The organism is Nitrosomonas sp., assembly GCF_022842015.1.
Lineage (GTDB): Bacteria > Pseudomonadota > Gammaproteobacteria > Burkholderiales > Nitrosomonadaceae > Nitrosomonas.
Genome location: NZ_JALHQJ010000012.1, coordinates 14592 through 30396, shown reverse-complemented (window position 1 = coordinate 30396; position 15805 = coordinate 14592). Strand labels below are relative to the sequence as shown.

Annotated in this window: 14 protein-coding genes; 7 read left to right on the top strand and 7 right to left on the bottom strand. The window is 45.5% G+C overall.

Going from position 1 to position 15805, the window contains the following annotated elements; translation table 11 throughout:
* Window positions 1–52: 52 nt before the first annotated feature.
* Window positions 53–286 (bottom strand): succinate dehydrogenase assembly factor 2, encoded by a 234-nt coding sequence (locus tag Q0C11_RS03600; RefSeq protein WP_293005818.1) that lies wholly within the window; start codon window positions 284–286, stop codon window positions 53–55.
* Entirely contained in the window at window positions 283–978 is a 696-nt protein-coding gene (locus Q0C11_RS03595) for a succinate dehydrogenase iron-sulfur subunit (RefSeq protein ID WP_293005816.1), read from the bottom strand. Before Q0C11_RS03595 ends, Q0C11_RS03600 begins: the two co-directional genes overlap by 4 nt.
* Before the next feature lie 356 nt (window positions 979–1334).
* On the opposite strand from Q0C11_RS03595, the gene Q0C11_RS03590 reads away from it, so the two are divergent.
* The 3 genes from Q0C11_RS03590 to Q0C11_RS03580 all read left to right on the top strand — a co-directional run bounded on the left by Q0C11_RS03590 (window position 1335) and on the right by Q0C11_RS03580 (window position 3760).
* Complete coding sequence (locus Q0C11_RS03590) at window positions 1335–1526, top strand: entry exclusion lipoprotein TrbK (RefSeq protein WP_293005814.1); 192 nt, start codon at window positions 1335–1337, stop codon at window positions 1524–1526.
* A gap of 387 nt (window positions 1527–1913) precedes the next feature.
* Window positions 1914–2408 (top strand): TlpA family protein disulfide reductase, encoded by a 495-nt coding sequence (locus Q0C11_RS03585; RefSeq protein WP_293005812.1) that lies wholly within the window; start codon window positions 1914–1916, stop codon window positions 2406–2408.
* A gap of 158 nt (window positions 2409–2566) precedes the next feature.
* On the top strand, window positions 2567–3760 hold the full coding sequence (locus tag Q0C11_RS03580; RefSeq protein ID WP_293005811.1) for a sialidase family protein: 1194 nt from the start codon (window positions 2567–2569) through the stop codon (window positions 3758–3760).
* An 11-nt stretch (window positions 3761–3771) separates the two neighbouring features.
* On the opposite strand, the gene Q0C11_RS03575 is transcribed toward Q0C11_RS03580, so the two are convergent.
* Complete coding sequence (locus Q0C11_RS03575) at window positions 3772–4206, bottom strand: hypothetical protein (protein WP_293005809.1); 435 nt, start codon at window positions 4204–4206, stop codon at window positions 3772–3774.
* Window positions 4207–4729: 523 nt separating this feature from the next.
* On the opposite strand from Q0C11_RS03575, the gene Q0C11_RS03570 reads away from it, so the two are divergent.
* The 4 genes from Q0C11_RS03570 to Q0C11_RS03555 are packed head-to-tail and all read left to right on the top strand — an operon-like array spanning window position 4730 to window position 7648.
* On the top strand, window positions 4730–5671 hold the full coding sequence (locus Q0C11_RS03570) for a DnaJ C-terminal domain-containing protein (protein WP_293005807.1): 942 nt from the start codon (window positions 4730–4732) through the stop codon (window positions 5669–5671).
* A gap of 3 nt (window positions 5672–5674) precedes the next feature.
* On the top strand, window positions 5675–5992 hold the full coding sequence (locus Q0C11_RS03565) for a chaperone modulator CbpM (RefSeq protein WP_293005805.1): 318 nt from the start codon (window positions 5675–5677) through the stop codon (window positions 5990–5992).
* A 41-nt stretch (window positions 5993–6033) separates the two neighbouring features.
* Entirely contained in the window at window positions 6034–6465 is a 432-nt protein-coding gene (trxC, locus tag Q0C11_RS03560) for a thioredoxin TrxC (RefSeq protein WP_293005803.1), read from the top strand.
* Window positions 6466–6499: 34 nt separating this feature from the next.
* Window positions 6500–7648 carry a trypsin-like peptidase domain-containing protein gene (locus tag Q0C11_RS03555; protein WP_293005801.1) on the top strand — a complete coding sequence of 383 codons (1149 nt, stop codon included), beginning with the start codon at window positions 6500–6502 and terminating at the stop codon, window positions 7646–7648.
* Between the two features lie 95 nt (window positions 7649–7743).
* On the opposite strand, the gene Q0C11_RS03550 is transcribed toward Q0C11_RS03555, so the two are convergent.
* The 4 genes from Q0C11_RS03550 to Q0C11_RS03535 form a co-directional block, all read right to left on the bottom strand.
* On the bottom strand, window positions 7744–11580 hold the full coding sequence (locus Q0C11_RS03550; protein ID WP_293005799.1) for a translocation/assembly module TamB domain-containing protein: 3837 nt from the start codon (window positions 11578–11580) through the stop codon (window positions 7744–7746).
* A 9-nt stretch (window positions 11581–11589) separates the two neighbouring features.
* On the bottom strand, window positions 11590–13320 hold the full coding sequence (locus tag Q0C11_RS03545) for an autotransporter assembly complex family protein (RefSeq protein ID WP_293005797.1): 1731 nt from the start codon (window positions 13318–13320) through the stop codon (window positions 11590–11592).
* A 273-nt stretch (window positions 13321–13593) separates the two neighbouring features.
* Window positions 13594–14577, bottom strand: a complete 984-nt coding sequence (locus tag Q0C11_RS03540) for an NAD-dependent epimerase/dehydratase family protein (protein ID WP_293005795.1) — start codon at window positions 14575–14577, stop codon at window positions 13594–13596.
* Entirely contained in the window at window positions 14574–15596 is a 1023-nt protein-coding gene (locus tag Q0C11_RS03535; RefSeq protein WP_293005794.1) for a ketopantoate reductase C-terminal domain-containing protein, read from the bottom strand. Before Q0C11_RS03535 ends, Q0C11_RS03540 begins: the two co-directional genes overlap by 4 nt.
* Window positions 15597–15805 lie beyond the last annotated feature (209 nt).

The window sequence follows — 15805 nt, the reverse complement described above, 5'->3', positions numbered from 1 at the left end:
ATCAGTATGCATGGTTAATAGGTTGATAGTGTTAACGAATAACACTCAAAACCTAGCTCTTTTGCAGTAATTCCAATACCGACCGCCACTGCGTGTCGCAATTAACTTGCTTTCCGCTGATCAGATCCCATAAATCGTTATCCGGCAATGCCAATAATCGTTCAAATTGCAGCAATCCCGTTTCATCAAGTTGCCGGTAATTATGATCCATAAATCGCTGCAACACGATATCCAACTCAAGCATACCACGCCGACAGCGCCAGCATGCACGCTCGAATTCTTTCATACCATTCTCTTGACCATCATGTCCTTGATTTTGCCGATCGCCTGGGTAGGATTCAAACCTTTAGGACACGCATCTACACAATTCATGATGGAATGACAGCGAAACAGCCGATAAGGATCTTCCAGATTATCCAATCGCTCAGCAGTTGCTTGATCGCGGCTATCGGCTAGAAAACGATAAGCTTGCAACAATCCTGCTGGCCCGACAAATTTATCCGGATTCCACCAGAAGGAAGGACACGCTGTTGTGCAGCATGCACATAAAATGCACTCATAGACACCATCCAAAGCAGCTCTTTCTTTCGGTGACTGCAACCGTTCCGTCTCAGGCGGCGGATCATTATTGATTAAGTAAGGCTTAATCGAATGGTATTGCTGAAAAAATTGTGTCATATCCACGATCAAGTCACGAATAACCGGCAATCCAGGTAATGGACGTATTTCCACCGGATCTTTCAGGCCTTTAATTGGTGTAATGCACGCCAATCCATTGCGTCCGTTGATATTCATCGCGTCCGATCCACACACACCTTCGCGGCAGGAGCGGCGTAAACTCAAACTGTCATCAATCGATTTGATACGCAATAACGCATCCAGCAGCATTTTGTCGGTCGCTGCCAACTGAACGTCGTAATCCTGCATGTAAGGCTTTTCATCTTTATCGGGATCATAGCGGTAAATCGAAAACTTCATTGGCCGGCTCCAGTGGGTTTGAATACTGCTTATAGTCGATAGGAATCTCTCAAAATATTACGAAGTATACAGATTTGACGCCAGATTATCATATTTTGGTTTGGCTTTTTAGATTGCTGAGCGCATTAAGCGTAAGCGCAATATACCGAGTAGCAATGCACAAAGATACAGCTAATGAACATATTTGATGCGTCATCAGTGCGCTCCGTATGGTTCAAAACATAGTAAAAATACAAAAAGCATGGATTCAGGTAAAATAAATCGTTAGGTTCGTGTGGCCGAGCCGACGTCAAACGATTAAAAAATCGGATATCACCATCAAGCCATAATGAATATTTTATAAAGGAAGATTTTAGATGAATTTTAAAAAATATAGCATCGTTTGTATGATTGGCCTTTGTTTCGCTCTGTTCGGTTGCGGTGGAGTGCCCGAAGCAAGTTCGGTAAATTGTGCAGGAAAAGGATTGGAATCCTCACTTTCTGATTTGAAGGACGACGAAGCTGCACGACAAGCATTTCTTGATCAATGTGATGCCTTGAAAAAATAAAATTGCGGCATATCTGCAGGCATTCGAGTTAAACCCCCAGAAATAGTATCTAGATTCTGGGGGTAATATTCCTTTTAACAACTTATGCGAATTAAATTTCATTGTCTCGTTTACAGAATAAAATCAACCCTTACCTCACCCTTTCACCTGCATTACTCTTCAGTAATCGCCGACAACTTCCGAACAAAAGAAACTGCGACAATTAGTCGCATGTTCAAACAATCAAATTTTGTAGATAATCATAGCATAGAGGAATTGACGGATAGTTTTTTATACCCTGTTCGCAAATAGCAACACTGATCAAGTAACCTGGTTTTACACAATTTCACATTAAAATTTTGATACTTAGGGATCCCGATATCGCAAATATTAAGAGGCATCATCATCATGAAGTCACCTAAAATTCTAATTACTTACTTACTATTCTTGTCATGCAGCATTGCCTTCCCTGCTCACGCTGAACAGATTGACTTGAAGCATTTTACTTCAGGCAGCTATCAACAATTACTGAATGAATATGCCAACAAACCATTCGTATTGCTGATTTGGTCTATCAACTGCACCTCGTGCAAAAAAAAGATGCCATTACTTAGTGAGCTTCGAAAAAAAATGCCGGATATTAACCTGATCCTGCTAGCAACTGATGATGCTTCAGCTTCTAATCAAGCGCTGTCTATACTGACTGGGAATGAACTGAATAATGCGGATAACTGGATCTTTGCTGACGCCAACCCCCAAAAACTACGTTATGAAATTGACCCCCAATGGTATGGTGAAGTACCTCGCACCTATTTTCTCGACAAAGATCACCAACGTGTCGGTGTCAGTGGCTCTGTATCGGGCGAGACGCTCGAAACCATGCTCAAGGCAATTATCAATTAAACCTACTTTTAGTTCAGGATTTCTTTCTATTGAGGTAGTGTAAATTGAAACAGGGATCTCCCTCACACTCTTTTAATTGATGTACTTCTCTTACTATACTTGTTCCAAGCAAGCAGGAGGGGTTAACTCTGAGCCGCGACTACACAAAATATACTCACATGAATCATTTTGCTTCGTTATGCAGCACTCTATTATTACTAGCTTTATCGCATAATCTCGCTGCTGAAACCGAAAAATTACTGCCTGAACAAAAAATCTATACTGCAGCGACATTTGGGCCAGATGGGCGACTGTGGCGCCTTCTTTCTGCGCAGCAGTCCATTTCTGTTGATTATTCAGTCGATTTTGGCAAGTCTTTCAGTCAACCGGTTCGCGTCAACTCGACAGACATGCCAATACATGCATGGGATGAAAATCCGCCCACCCTAGCCGTTGATCGGACAGGGAGAGTGTATGTACTCTACTTTGCTGATGATAAACAATCCAGTACCAGTTTTTTCAGCCATTCCGACAACGGCACCCAGTTCAGCACACCGGTTAAAATTAGCTCTGAAGCCAATACCTGGTACCACTATCAAACGGAGATGCTAATAGACACAGCAAATCGCGTGCATTTTATTTGGCATGATGTGCGGGATCGGGCCGAATACAAAAAACAGGGCGATGGAGATCTATCGATCTACCATGTGTCTGCAAGAACCGGCAAAATAATTAACCTTCCTGCGGATCAACGCATTGCGAAAAACATCTGCTCCTGCTGCCGTACAGCAATGGCTGAGGATGTCGATGGCAGTCTGGTCATGCTGGCCCGTTATGTCTTTCCTGGAAATATCCGCGATCATGGCTTACTTAAGCTATCCCCCGACGGAAAAACAAGCGAACCGTGGCGAGTAACGTTCGATGACTGGGAAATTGAGGGGTGTCCTGCGCACGGACCTGCCTTGTCGATCGGCGCTGATGGACGATATCACATGGCTTGGTTTACTCAGGGAGAAAAACGTAGCGGGATTTTTTATGCATGGTCCGATGATCAAGGAAAAACCTTCTCCAATCCAATGCAAGTGGGCGATCAAGATAAATTACCTGGCCGAGCCGATGTGCTGGCTTTGGATAAACAAGTAGCGCTCGCATGGAAGGTGTTTGACGGCACTCAGACCCGCGTGGAAGCTATGTATTCTACAGATGGTGGATTGCGCTGGTCAAAACCGCAAGTAGTTGCCGAAACAGCAACTCAGTCTGCTCACCCTGCACTGATCACTGACGGCAAGCAGATTTTTCTGTCCTGGAACAGTATCGACACCGGCTTTCGTTTAATTCCGATCAGACAATCCGATGACGACAGCAATCAATAGACTCAGACATGCTATGGTTGATCGATTTTAGTAAACACCGATGTTTCAAAATGCGCATTATCGATATCTTCACAATGAAAAATTAATTGGTAATTAGCTGCTTTATCACCACCCGCCGTCTGACTGACGTATACATGATAAACACCTGCACCCCCTGCCAGTCGAATCACAGGGCCTGATTTTCCATCTGGATTAGTGTTGCCGGAAGCCACCTTGTCTTTAGCAACCAACAGATTGAATTGTCTATTATCTACCACCCTGAGATCATCGATCTGCACAAACAGATGATGATTATCTGCTTCACTACAGGTAACTAGAAAATGATCGACAGCATCAACTGCGGTAAGGCTATTAATCAATTGATGGGACGAAACAACACCTCCCTGGCAGATTGCCATGGCGATGCCGATGAGAACGGCAGCTTTTTTTAACGACTTTTTTTTCATGACTACAACTCCACTTTTGTTGTATGTTGCGGTTTAAGCTGCATTGTTTAGTTCTTTGCTTTGCCGCAGTTAAAAGGAATAACTGTCAATTCTGAGTGACACCTTTCAAATTCTTTTCAGAATCGAAGTAACACGATAATTCTTAAAATAAAAATAGAGTTAATTTGAGAAAATGCATTATCTTAATTTAAATCGTTGAGCTACGAGCTTTTGAATAAACCTATCGATTATGCACAATGTGCAAGATTCATGGAATGTGGCAAATTGCCGCATTCATCTAAATTTGGTTGATTATTGAAGACTAATAATCAATCTGAATTAATCCTGCCATATAATTCTTGGTTGATGCAGTATTGATATTGAATGATCGAATATATTAATCATGCGACTTTTAAATCGTGCTACGCACCCTCATAAAACAAAATTAATGGGATAGATTTTCTCGCAACCAGAACTTCACTATTTAGCTCAAAGCAGCAATAATGTTCATGACGTAACAACGCATCGAACCAGGAGAATTAACTTGGAATTCAAGGATTATTATACAACGCTCGGCATTTCGCGCGATGCAACGGCTGATGAAATCAAAAAAGCATTTCGCCGTCTGGCACGTAAGTATCATCCAGACGTTTCCAAAGAAACGGGCGCCGAGCAAAAAATGAAAGAAATCAATGAAGCTAATACCGTGTTATCTGATCCAGAGAAACGTGCTGCTTATGATCAATTGGAACGGCAAGGGTTTCAGGCTGGCAGCGACTTTCACCCCCCCCCCGGCTGGGACGCGGGTTTTGAATTCACAGGACAAGGGTTTAGTGATGCGCAGACAGCCGATTTCAGTGATTTCTTTTCGCAGCTATTTAAAAATCAAATGGGCTCGGGTACCCGGCACGCCCGTCAAATGCGCGGTGAAGATCATCACGCCAAAATTATGCTCGACCTGGAAGATAGCTATCACGGCACAACACGCAGCCTGACACTGCGCATGCCCAAACTGAACAACCAGGGACATACCATACTCGTGGAACATACACTGAATGTACGTATTCCCAAAGGAGTGCATGCCGGACAAGTGATCCGGCTCGCCGGACAAGGTGGCCCTAGCCATGTTGGAGAAGCCCCAGGAGACTTGTTTCTGGAAGTTCATTTTAAACCACACCAACGTTACCGGATCGAAAACAAGGATATTTATGCTGTATTGCCCGTTACTCCATGGGAAGCCGCGTTGGGTGCTACAGTTAAGATACCAGTCCCCGATGGTCTGGTCGATGTAAGGGTGCCGGAAAACTCTCAAACAGGTCGTAAATTGCGCTTGAAAGCTCGAGGTATTCCAGCGGCCACCCCTGGTGATTTATATTTAGTGCTGGAAGTAGTACTGCCACTCGCCACGACAGAAAAAGCACGCAAGTTCTACCAAACCATGGCGCAAGAACTCGCGTTTAATCCGCGCCAAAATCTTGGAGTCTAAGCTATGCCACAAGAAATCGACGCCATTTTACTCGAAGATGCCAGGCTCAGTTTAGATGAGCTAGCGCGAAGCTGTCGGGTCAGCCGGGAGTGGATCATTGAACACGTTCAGTGGGGCTTATTGCCAAATGAAAACCTCATTGAAATGGATCCGAATGGATGGATATTTGATAGTCGCAGCTTCGTACGCGTTAAAAGGATTGTTGCCATTGAACGGGATTTTGAATGCAATCCCGAATTGGCCGGCTTGGTTGCCGATCTGATCGAAGAAGTTGAACTGCTGCGCACCCGCCTGAAAGCATCTGAACCGAACGAAAGCTAGCAGTCAATTTTATAGTACCGAATTAACGAGGAAAACCACTCATGTCGTTACATATCGTGTGTCCACACTGCCATGCGACCAATCGCGTACCAGCAGACCGTCTGACTGCAGTGCCAAAATGCGGTGTCTGTCATCAGGCATTATTCAACGCACTCCCCGTTGAATTGACAGAAGATCACTTTGATCGGCATATTTCCAACAATGACACCCTGGTGCTGGTCGATTTCTGGGCGCCGTGGTGCGGCCCATGCCGCATGATGGCCCCGGCTTTTGCGAATGCGGCTGCTATTCTGGAGCCAGAAGTACGTCTAGCCAAAGTAAACACTGAAGAAGAACAAAGTCTGGTCACTCGTTACCAAATTCGCAGCATTCCAACTTTAGTATTGTTTAAAGACGGTCGGGAAATTGCCCGGCAATCCGGTGCCATGGGCGAACAGGATATAGTACGCTGGGCAAAATCCACGATCCAATAATATAAAGAATAAAAAACCACAGGAGCAACCATTCATGCCCACACTGCCTCGCTTTATCTGGATCTCATTGATCATCGTATTGCTGGTACTGTTTTCTCACAGCTTTCTGTACCATTATTTTCCAGATGTACTTCAGCCTGGCTATTTTTCTGCTGACAACAAACACCAAAGCGCTGAACCACGGGTAGTCCAAGCACGTGGCAATCTGGCTGAAGACGAGAAAAGCACGATCGAATTATTTGAAAACTCACGCGTATCAGTGGTATTTATCACTACCCGCCAACGCGTAATGGATGCCTGGACGCGCAATATCTTCTCGGTTCCTAGCGGAACTGGCTCAGGCTTTATTTGGGATGACCATGGTCACATCATTACTAATCTCCATGTCATCAAGGGTGCCAGCGAAGCTACCGTGCGTCTGGCCGATGGACGCGATTACAAGGCTTCACTGGTAGGTGCAAGCCCGGCGCATGATATCGCAGTCTTGCGAATAGGTATCGGTTTCCAAAGGCCGACCCCGGTTCCCTTGGGTACCAGCCATGATCTCAAAGTTGGACAAAAAGTATTCGCAATCGGCAATCCTTTCGGCCTGGATTGGACCTTGACTACTGGTATTGTTTCTGCGCTGGACCGATCACTTCCTGGCGGTGACGGCCGCACTATCGACGATCTGATTCAGACTGACGCTGCCATCAATCCGGGCAACTCCGGCGGGCCTCTGCTGGACTCGGCAGGTCGCCTGATTGGCATCAATACCGCCATCTATAGCCCCAGTGGCGCCAGTGCCGGGATTGGTTTTGCTGTACCAGTCGACACCGTCAACCGCGTGGTTCCACAAATCATCAGTCGCGGCAAATACATCCGCCCGGCGATGGGCATTACAGTCGACAGCAAACTCAATGACCGCCTGACCCAGCATCTGAAACTAGCCGGTGTTGTTATTTTGAGCATAAGTCCGGGATCCGCAGCAGATACAGCCGGACTTCAGGGCGCAACGATCACGCCGGAAGGCAGTATCATCGCGAACGATATTATTGTAGCCGTCGAGGACAAACCCATTGATTCAGTCGACAAATTACTCGCTCGTATTGATAACTATAAGGTCGGCGATACCATCAAGATCACGGTATTGCGAAAAAATGAAACCATCGAAGTACCCGTCACTCTACAGCCAGGGGAATGATAAAAAATCAATGTCCATAACTTTGTATCTGGAACAGCCTTGAAGAAATCGACGAAAATCATAAAGTTTAGCCATTAATAATCAGGGCAATCAGCTCAATCAAACTGGATCGTATAAAATAGATCAATTGCGCTGTCCTCACCTGCTTGGGTGACAACAGTCACTTTAGGCATAAGATTGTAGGTCAATTTTGTGATGCCCATTGTAGTTGCGTTCAATCCTCGTTCATAGCTCAGATACGCACGCGATGAAATGCGTTTCCCAACTACACCAATTTGTCCACTCAATGAACTGCCGACACCAGCTTGTCTGAACGAGATTTCATCAACACCCAAGGCAGTACTGATTTTTTCCGTAATTCCTCCCCCAGATTGGCCGCCTAATACCGATTCGGCAGCTGCCAGCAAGACTGATGTATCTAAACCACTCGCATCTGGTTTTCTTCCCAGCACGATCCATGAAAGCTTCTCGGTATCGGGAACATCTGGGGTCGATATCAATTTCACGCGCGGATGACGCACTGAGCCCATAATTTCAACACCGGCTTCAACCGCCAAATCCTCCCGAACTGCCAGAATATTCAATCCTGGATCATCCAATGGGCCTTGAAAACTAACAATACCACGTTTTACCGAGAGATTCTGACCGTAAGCTTTAAACGAGGTATCTTGTGTCGCGATGGTGCCGTTGAGTTTTAACTTATTGCTTTTATCACTCTGCACTTGCAATTGGCCTGTCAGGCGACCTTCCAGACCGGCTGCTCGGATGTGAAATTTCTCACCTAAATTGAGGCTCATGTTTAAAAGTACCGACAATTTTTGCCCAGCTTGTTCTGGGGCGTTTACAAAAACTATGTCTTCTGACAACTCCGGGCGACCTTCTTGCGGTTGAAGCAATAAACCAGCATCAGCCGATAAATCTCCTTTCACACGCAAGCGATTGTGCTGAAACCTAGTTTCTCCAGAACCGGATGCGACTACCCAGTACTCTGCTTTATGCCCCAGCGGTAGTTGATTGATTATAAATTCTATCTGACTTTCATTACCAACAAGCCCAATATTACCGGCAATTGTTAGCGATCCCAGCATCTCATTCGCTCTGAAATCATCAAACAGGCGCTCGTCCGGAGGAGCTTCATGAGGAGCAACAAAATGGAGCCGATCAATCTTTAAATCCGTTTGCTGAAATCTTGCCGCCAGCGTACCTTGCTGCAAATTGATTCCCTGATCCAGTAATGCCACGCTCAATTCTTTAGCGGATACTGTTCCACTGAAATCCGGCCGCTTCAGCGTACCTTGAATATCGGCATGAATCTGAATATTCCCGTCTGTATTGATGCTATCGCCAAGCATGACATCAAGCCACTTTAGGGTACTGACATCCACATTCACCTTACCGTGTAGTGCTGAATCACGGGAAATAGACCAATTGGAATCGGATGGTTTAATTGGTATTGTCAAATCAGCTGTGGCGGAACCGATAGATTGGCTGAAGAATTCGAACGCACTCATTAATTTTCCCTGTGCAGCAGTCACCATCAACTGCAATTTTTTTAAACCTAATGGCTGCGGCACTTCGCCGGGCAAATACCAGTCACCTTGTTCCCGAAAGATTTTCAAGTTACCCGTTAATTGTGCAGCAGAAACAAAATTCCAGTAGCCACCCAATTGTAAATGGGGTTGATTGACAACTTGCTGCAAACCAGGAAGTAAAATAACACCGGAAAAGTCGCCCTGAGTCTTCCAGTCCTTCGGTGTCCAATGCAATTGATCAATGTTGATAAATCCACTCGATATGGAGAATCTAGCCTGATCTAAAGAAATCAATTGGGCACTGCCTGAGAATGCTGCGGGTGATAGCAAGTATATTGGTATTTTGCCGGTAGTCGAAAATTCAGTAAGCTGACCCTTCCAGCGCAACGATTGCCAAGGCAATTTAGGATTCACTCCACCTGCTGCTGCCAGCCGGAAGGTAACATCCTCATTGATCTGTGCTTTAACCGAGAAGATGTGGTTCGAAATTTTTCCCTGGGTATCGATCGTCAGATGTTTGATGGCAGCTTTTTCATCTGCCTCATAATGATCAACCGAAACTTTCAATGAAATTGCATCATTTTGTAAACGTGCATCAGCCGCAATGCCTGCAATACTTTGATTTTCGTGCAAACGCAAATGCTTACTGGCAAGCTTCAAAGCAAAATCAGGCACTTCAAGGCTGCCGCTAAAATTCACGCTTGCTTGTAAGTCACCCGCCAATCCGATTCCTAGTTGCGCCAAATCCGGTGCGGTGAGATTCAGATGAAATACATCTCCCGTCTTACCAAGACCCCCCTGTACCAGCAAATGATTGGATCCCGCTTTTAACTCAGCTTTACCGTCAAATGCATCAAAACCGTTAAATACGATTTCACCGAAACCGCTTACCGGAGACTTCGCTAAGCGGCTATTTTGGATCGTATATTTTAATGCACCAGAGATTTGTGGCGACAATTGCCCCGATAGTTGAAGCGTTGCATTTAGATTTGAATCCGTCATCTGGATAAAATCCGCAATATTAAAACTTGCCAGCTCACCTGATAGTTCAAACAATTGTTCATGACCCAGTGTAAGCTTTCCTTGTCCGGTTAATTGAGATTTGTTGCGTTGCAGATTAAATTGTTCAAGCGTGACATTCTCGCCAGACCGCGCGATAGCAGCCGCAAAACTGACCGATTTATCTTTGAGATGAATACGCGCAGATTGTTTTTGTGGATTACCGGACAAGCCAATTTTGCCGGAAATTTGTGCCGCTTGCAGGCGGCTATCAATATGATATGGATTTAACCGTTCGACGAACACATCGGCTGATACGAACTGTTCCTCCCAACGCCAAATTAAATCGCCGCGAAGAAACCCGTCATCATCGATTTTCGCGTGAATATCCTGCAATCGCAAAGATTCTGAACTAATTGATGCTTGCGTACTGAACATGGTCAAAGGAAGACCGCCGGCATTGTATGCAGCCGCCGCATGATTCTCGATCCGCACATTACCCTCCAGTTGCCCGGAATCATTTTGCGTAAAATGCGCGGATAGCGAAAGATTGGCATTGGGTGCTGCAGGAATAAAACTAGCGGGATTCAGTTGTTCGATACTTGCATCCAGCTGTATTACCGGATTGTCTGCAAAAGGGTGTAAATGTATCTGCAAATCTCTTGTGATCTCTGACTGTTCCGCATTGACTTGGATGTTCATGTGTTCCAGGCTGCCTGCAATGACCACCTGGGTATCACCCCACGGATCAGCACCCGACAAACCGATTTGCGCTGACAAGTCAAATGGAGAATCGCCGTTAAATTCTGCCAATGCCTTGACAGAAACCCATGGGGTATGGAAATCGAGGTGCTTCAGTTGATGAGCATGACCATCACTTTCCAATGCCAATGCAAGATTGGTTATGATGGGTTCGGCGTCTTCATTTTCTACCGTAGCTAGATACATCGAATTGATCGTCAACCCACGAATCGACAATGCGAATGGAAAATCCAAACTTTCGGGTAATGTACTGGGCGAAGAATCTTTTCCGGAAGTCAATTGACGAATTTTTAATGTTCCCACCGCCAACTGATCAATCGTTATCTGCTTGTGAAATAATTCACTTGGGCTCCAAACGATACGGATATTTTGCACTTCCATCTCAAATTCATCGGCAGCAAAATAGGCATTCTCAATCCGCATGTCCTGTAGTGTTCCTCGAACATCGACAAAATGGATCGCACCGGAACTTAACCGCTGAATGACGGAAAAAGCCCATTGCAGCCCGGCTTGACTATTCACAAGCCAATATCCCGTAAGCAAAACAAGAATCAGCATCACAGATATTGCGCCTGCAAACCATCTAAGCCGATATTGGCGACTATCCGGCATCTGATTGTCAACGGATGGATTGGTCATATACGCTACTCAGAATGCCACAGCCATTGAAAAGTGCACGCGTAGCGAACCGGTTTCATGCCCCCGAGCCAAATCAAGTGCGATCGGCCCCGCCGGACTGCGCCAGCGAATACCAGCACCATAGCCTAAAAAAGAGTGAATCTTTTGCCAGCTATCCTCAGCACCACCGATGTCTGCAAAAGCGGCAGCACCCCACTGCTGCGTTAACCAATGCGTATATTCAGCGGTACCTGTGACCATAACAAGACCGCCCACAACCGCATTGCCTTCTTGCACGCCTATGCCTTTAAAATCATACCCGCGCAGCGATTGAATTCCCCCGGCACGGAATAGATATTCCTGCGGAATGCCAAAGCGTGACGAGGCTAACGTATAGCCAACTTCGGCACGCAAAAAAAAGACATCCTTAGAACCAATCGGCCACCAAGTCTGATGTCGTGCATAGGTACGAAGAAAATTCTGATCCGACAAAAGCAGCTGACTACCGCCGCCGACACGCAACTCAGTTACGTCACCACGCCGGATATTAACCGGATCATCAACAACCTGACGCCTCCAACGCCAATCGAGAACTAATGCTTCATTAATCTGGTTAATTGCACCGTCAGGCTTTTTGTTTTCATGATGCCAATTCAAACCAAACTGCATTTGAATTTTTTGTGTTTGGTAATTGCGCGTGACACTAACTTTTTCTTCAATAGTCTTCAGTCTCTCAATATCCGTCATTTGCAGACTGGCACCCAGCGAATAATTGACATTATTCTGATCAGGCAAGGTATCAATCCCGGCAAAGAAAGTTTGCCGCTTTTGTTCCAGACGCAGCATACTGGCTAAATTCCAGGCGCGATCCATGAAATTGTGATTGCGGTAATTGATCTCGCCGCGTGCGCCATTATTTGAGCTGTAACCGACGCCAAAGGCAAAACGCTGTGATTGAGCTTCCGTTAACATAACTTGAACGGGTACGAATTGATGTTGCGCGACATCCGGTGTAACACTGACCGAAACAGAACTAAATTGTGGCCCTTTCTGCAGCGTAATTTGATAAAGATGCAATACATCTCGTCGATAAATGTCGCCCGCTTTAAAAGGAGCAAGGTTAGTGATTAATGTGGAATCAAACCGCTCCAGTCCAGTAATCTCTATTTCACCCAAGTAAAAAACAGGCCCGGAATCGATGATGACAGAAAGATCTGCGCGCGCATTATCAGGGTCAACAGTGGCCTGACTGCTCACAATATGTGCCGCAGCAAATTCTTCTTCTGTTACCTGCGATAACAAAGTCGCTTTTGCTTTCTCCCAATCGGAAGAACGAAAAGGCAAGCCTGCTTTTAGCGGCCATGTGGCACGGAGTTGCTCGATACGCTCCTGGTATTTTGTTTCTTCGCGAGTAACTTCGCCTTGAAATGCAATCAAAACCTTGCCAATACGCGTCAATGCGCCAGGATCAATTTTGATTTCAGGTATAGCAACATTATCCTGAATTTGATGCAGCACTGAAATCGATGGAGAAAAATAACCTTCGGTTGCCAATAAATCGCGGATTTCTTTTTGCGCACGATACAAAAATATTTCTTCAGCAGCATCATCAGCAAAAGGTTCTGATGGAAGCTTAAAATATTTAACAAGAAATTCTTTGACGCTATCAGGTGCCGACAAAATAATTATTGTCGGATTCTTTGCAGCACTCTGTGCTTCCTGCGCTGTAACGATGCCTGGATTAAGGATAAGGAGTAGCAAGATAAGTATCCAGATTCGGATATAAAAATGATCAGCGGAAAACTGAAAACTTGATTTGAAGATTCGATCAAATATTAGAAATATCCTCAGCGCTATTAATTCTATTTGATTTATCACATGGTGTGGACAAAACCGGAAATTTGCCACGACTCTGTTGACCTGACAAGAAATCATGACACTTACTTGCGAGTATTTTAATTACTGACAACACATCAATTTTCAATTAATTCTAACCCGATTCCACAACACAGCGGGTACAATTTTCGTTGCTAACTAGAGCCAACCCTGGGAGCGATACCAAGTTATGGCATCATGAGCAGCCACATCTATAGGGCGTGGCTGCAATCCGAGTTCATTCAGGCTGACAGAGGGATCAAAAAACATGCTGCGGCGAGTCAGGCGCACCCCGGTTAGCGTGGCTAACGGCATTTTGCCGCTGACATGGTCGGCCCATGTTTCACTGATACCTGCAGCAAAGAGGGCGAGCAGATAAGGAATTCGCCAGCGCGGCAAAGGTTGACCTGTCTCCTTGCTTAGAATACGTAACCAATCTGAAAGTAAAAGATTCTCTGCTCCCAGTAAATAACGAATTCCCGTTCTACCTTTCTCCATTGCCGCAATCATACCGGTTGCCACGTCTCTCGCATCAATGAGATTAAATTGGCAATCCAGAAAGGCTGGCAGTTCTCCTCTGCAAAATGCTAACGACAGTCTAGTTGGCGGCGTTTGCAGTCGATCTCCGGGTCCTACTGGCAAGGTGGGACTCACCACGACAATAGGAGCGCCTTCTGACGCCATCTTAAAAACTTCTTCTTCCGCTAGAAACTTGCTAAGACAATACGGACCCAGCATATCGCTTGCCTTGAACCGAAGTGTTTCAACAGCGCCTCCCTTAGGATTACGGGATGTCAAAATGCTTTCGGTGCTGGTATACAATATTCGTTTTGCGCCGCTTTCAAGTGCAGCACGCATGACGTGAAGCGTACCAAGACGATTAATACTATCGAATTCTCGTCGGTCACGGCGCCAGAGATTAGGGTCTGCAGCCAAATGATAAACGTACTCACAATCACGAGTAGCCTTTTTAACCGCATGCTCGTCACGAATGTCGGCGCTGATCAACTCGATTTGATTCAGTGGCAGATGAGCAACGCCAGCTCCCGGTCGTTCCAGGACACGAACTGATTGACCCGCACCCAGTAATTGAGCGACTAAATGTGAACCCAGAAAACCAGCGCCACCTGTGACTAAAATCAAGAGCGAATCCCTTCGGGCAAATAGTCTATCAAATGTTGTAAATGTTGATACTGTGGTTTCAGATCTTCAGCGGTGATCTTCATAATGAGCGCAAGCACGGCGCGATTCAAAGGGCATGGAAATTCTCCTGCAAGCCGAACCAGGTGACCAGTATACGCATCGATTTCAGTACGCGCATGATGAACGTGCATATCCGGAGCCATAGAGCAGTAGGTACCGCGCAACGATGGGCGAAAAAATACAGCCATCACTGCCGGCAACCAAGGCGTGCGTAAAATTAAAGAAACGGTATCCGGATGAAAAGGACCAATGCGGGCAAGGGATATTTTGGCATTTTGAAGAATCGCATAATTCTCTTGCAGCAATGCAAAAAAAAGCAGTTTAGCCAATTGATCGGTCAACAATTCTCCATTATCCACACCAGCCGCAGCAGCAAGTGGTGATATGGCGGCATTGTACATAAGCTTGGTTGCCTTATAAGGCCGGATATCCGCCACATATTCAACAGGAAATAACTTGGCTTTTCCCAGAGCCAACACCAATGATATTATCTCAACATGCTCTTCATCCGTAATGGGGCGCCGTTTCCCAATGTGCAGACTGCCAGGCCGGGTGATGCGTGTCATCGGGCGATCACGCTGACATTCCGACACGAAAGAGGCAATACCTTCACATGCATGATTGCGTTGATCAAGCTCCGGATCAAAACCATTTTGCACCGGGACCAGGAAAGCATCGTCCGGTAATCGAGCCAGTACTTTTGGATTGTCATAGGTTTTGGTACAGAGCAGAATGAATCCTTCCTTCGGCGGTATCCAATCATCAAAAGAAACGAACGGAACGACTTGTGCCCCCAATGCAACTACCGTTACACCGTGCTTTTTACCCTCAGCTACCTTATTACGGTCACTATCCACCAGAATCACGGTATAACCTTGCTGTGCCAGCGCCCAGCCAAGCGCTGCACCAATACCCCCTATTCCCAGAATATGAATGGGCTTGTTAATTAAATTTTGCATCGGTCTTTATGTACATCCATAAGATTAGTAAATATAACAAGAACATGAAGAATCCAGATGCTAATCTTTAAAGAGATTTGCATGCTGCCGCCAAGAAACTCTGATAGATGTCAGATAAATCCTAATGCAGATCACATTAAGATAAATAGTAATCTAAAAACTCAAATTCCGCGATTTATATTTCGCTAGCAGTTAGGCCGTTCAAGAAA

Excerpts from the sequence above, each read along its gene's own strand:
- Q0C11_RS03600 (WP_293005818.1), bottom strand. The coding sequence starts at position 286 with ATGAAAGAATTCGAGCGTGCATGCTGGCGCTGTCGGCGTGGTATGCTT.
- Q0C11_RS03595 (WP_293005816.1), bottom strand. The coding sequence starts at position 978 with ATGAAGTTTTCGATTTACCGCTATGATCCCGATAAAGATGAAAAGCCT.
- Q0C11_RS03590 (WP_293005814.1), top strand. The coding sequence starts at position 1,335 with ATGAATTTTAAAAAATATAGCATCGTTTGTATGATTGGCCTTTGTTTC.
- Q0C11_RS03585 (WP_293005812.1), top strand. The coding sequence starts at position 1,914 with ATGAAGTCACCTAAAATTCTAATTACTTACTTACTATTCTTGTCATGC.
- Q0C11_RS03580 (WP_293005811.1), top strand. The coding sequence starts at position 2,567 with ATGAATCATTTTGCTTCGTTATGCAGCACTCTATTATTACTAGCTTTA.
- Q0C11_RS03575 (WP_293005809.1), bottom strand. The coding sequence starts at position 4,206 with ATGAAAAAAAAGTCGTTAAAAAAAGCTGCCGTTCTCATCGGCATCGCC.
- Q0C11_RS03565 (WP_293005805.1), top strand. The coding sequence starts at position 5,675 with ATGCCACAAGAAATCGACGCCATTTTACTCGAAGATGCCAGGCTCAGT.
- trxC (WP_293005803.1), top strand. The coding sequence starts at position 6,034 with ATGTCGTTACATATCGTGTGTCCACACTGCCATGCGACCAATCGCGTA.
- Q0C11_RS03555 (WP_293005801.1), top strand. The coding sequence starts at position 6,500 with ATGCCCACACTGCCTCGCTTTATCTGGATCTCATTGATCATCGTATTG.
- Q0C11_RS03550 (WP_293005799.1), bottom strand. The coding sequence starts at position 11,580 with ATGACCAATCCATCCGTTGACAATCAGATGCCGGATAGTCGCCAATAT.
- Q0C11_RS03535 (WP_293005794.1), bottom strand. The coding sequence starts at position 15,596 with ATGCAAAATTTAATTAACAAGCCCATTCATATTCTGGGAATAGGGGGT.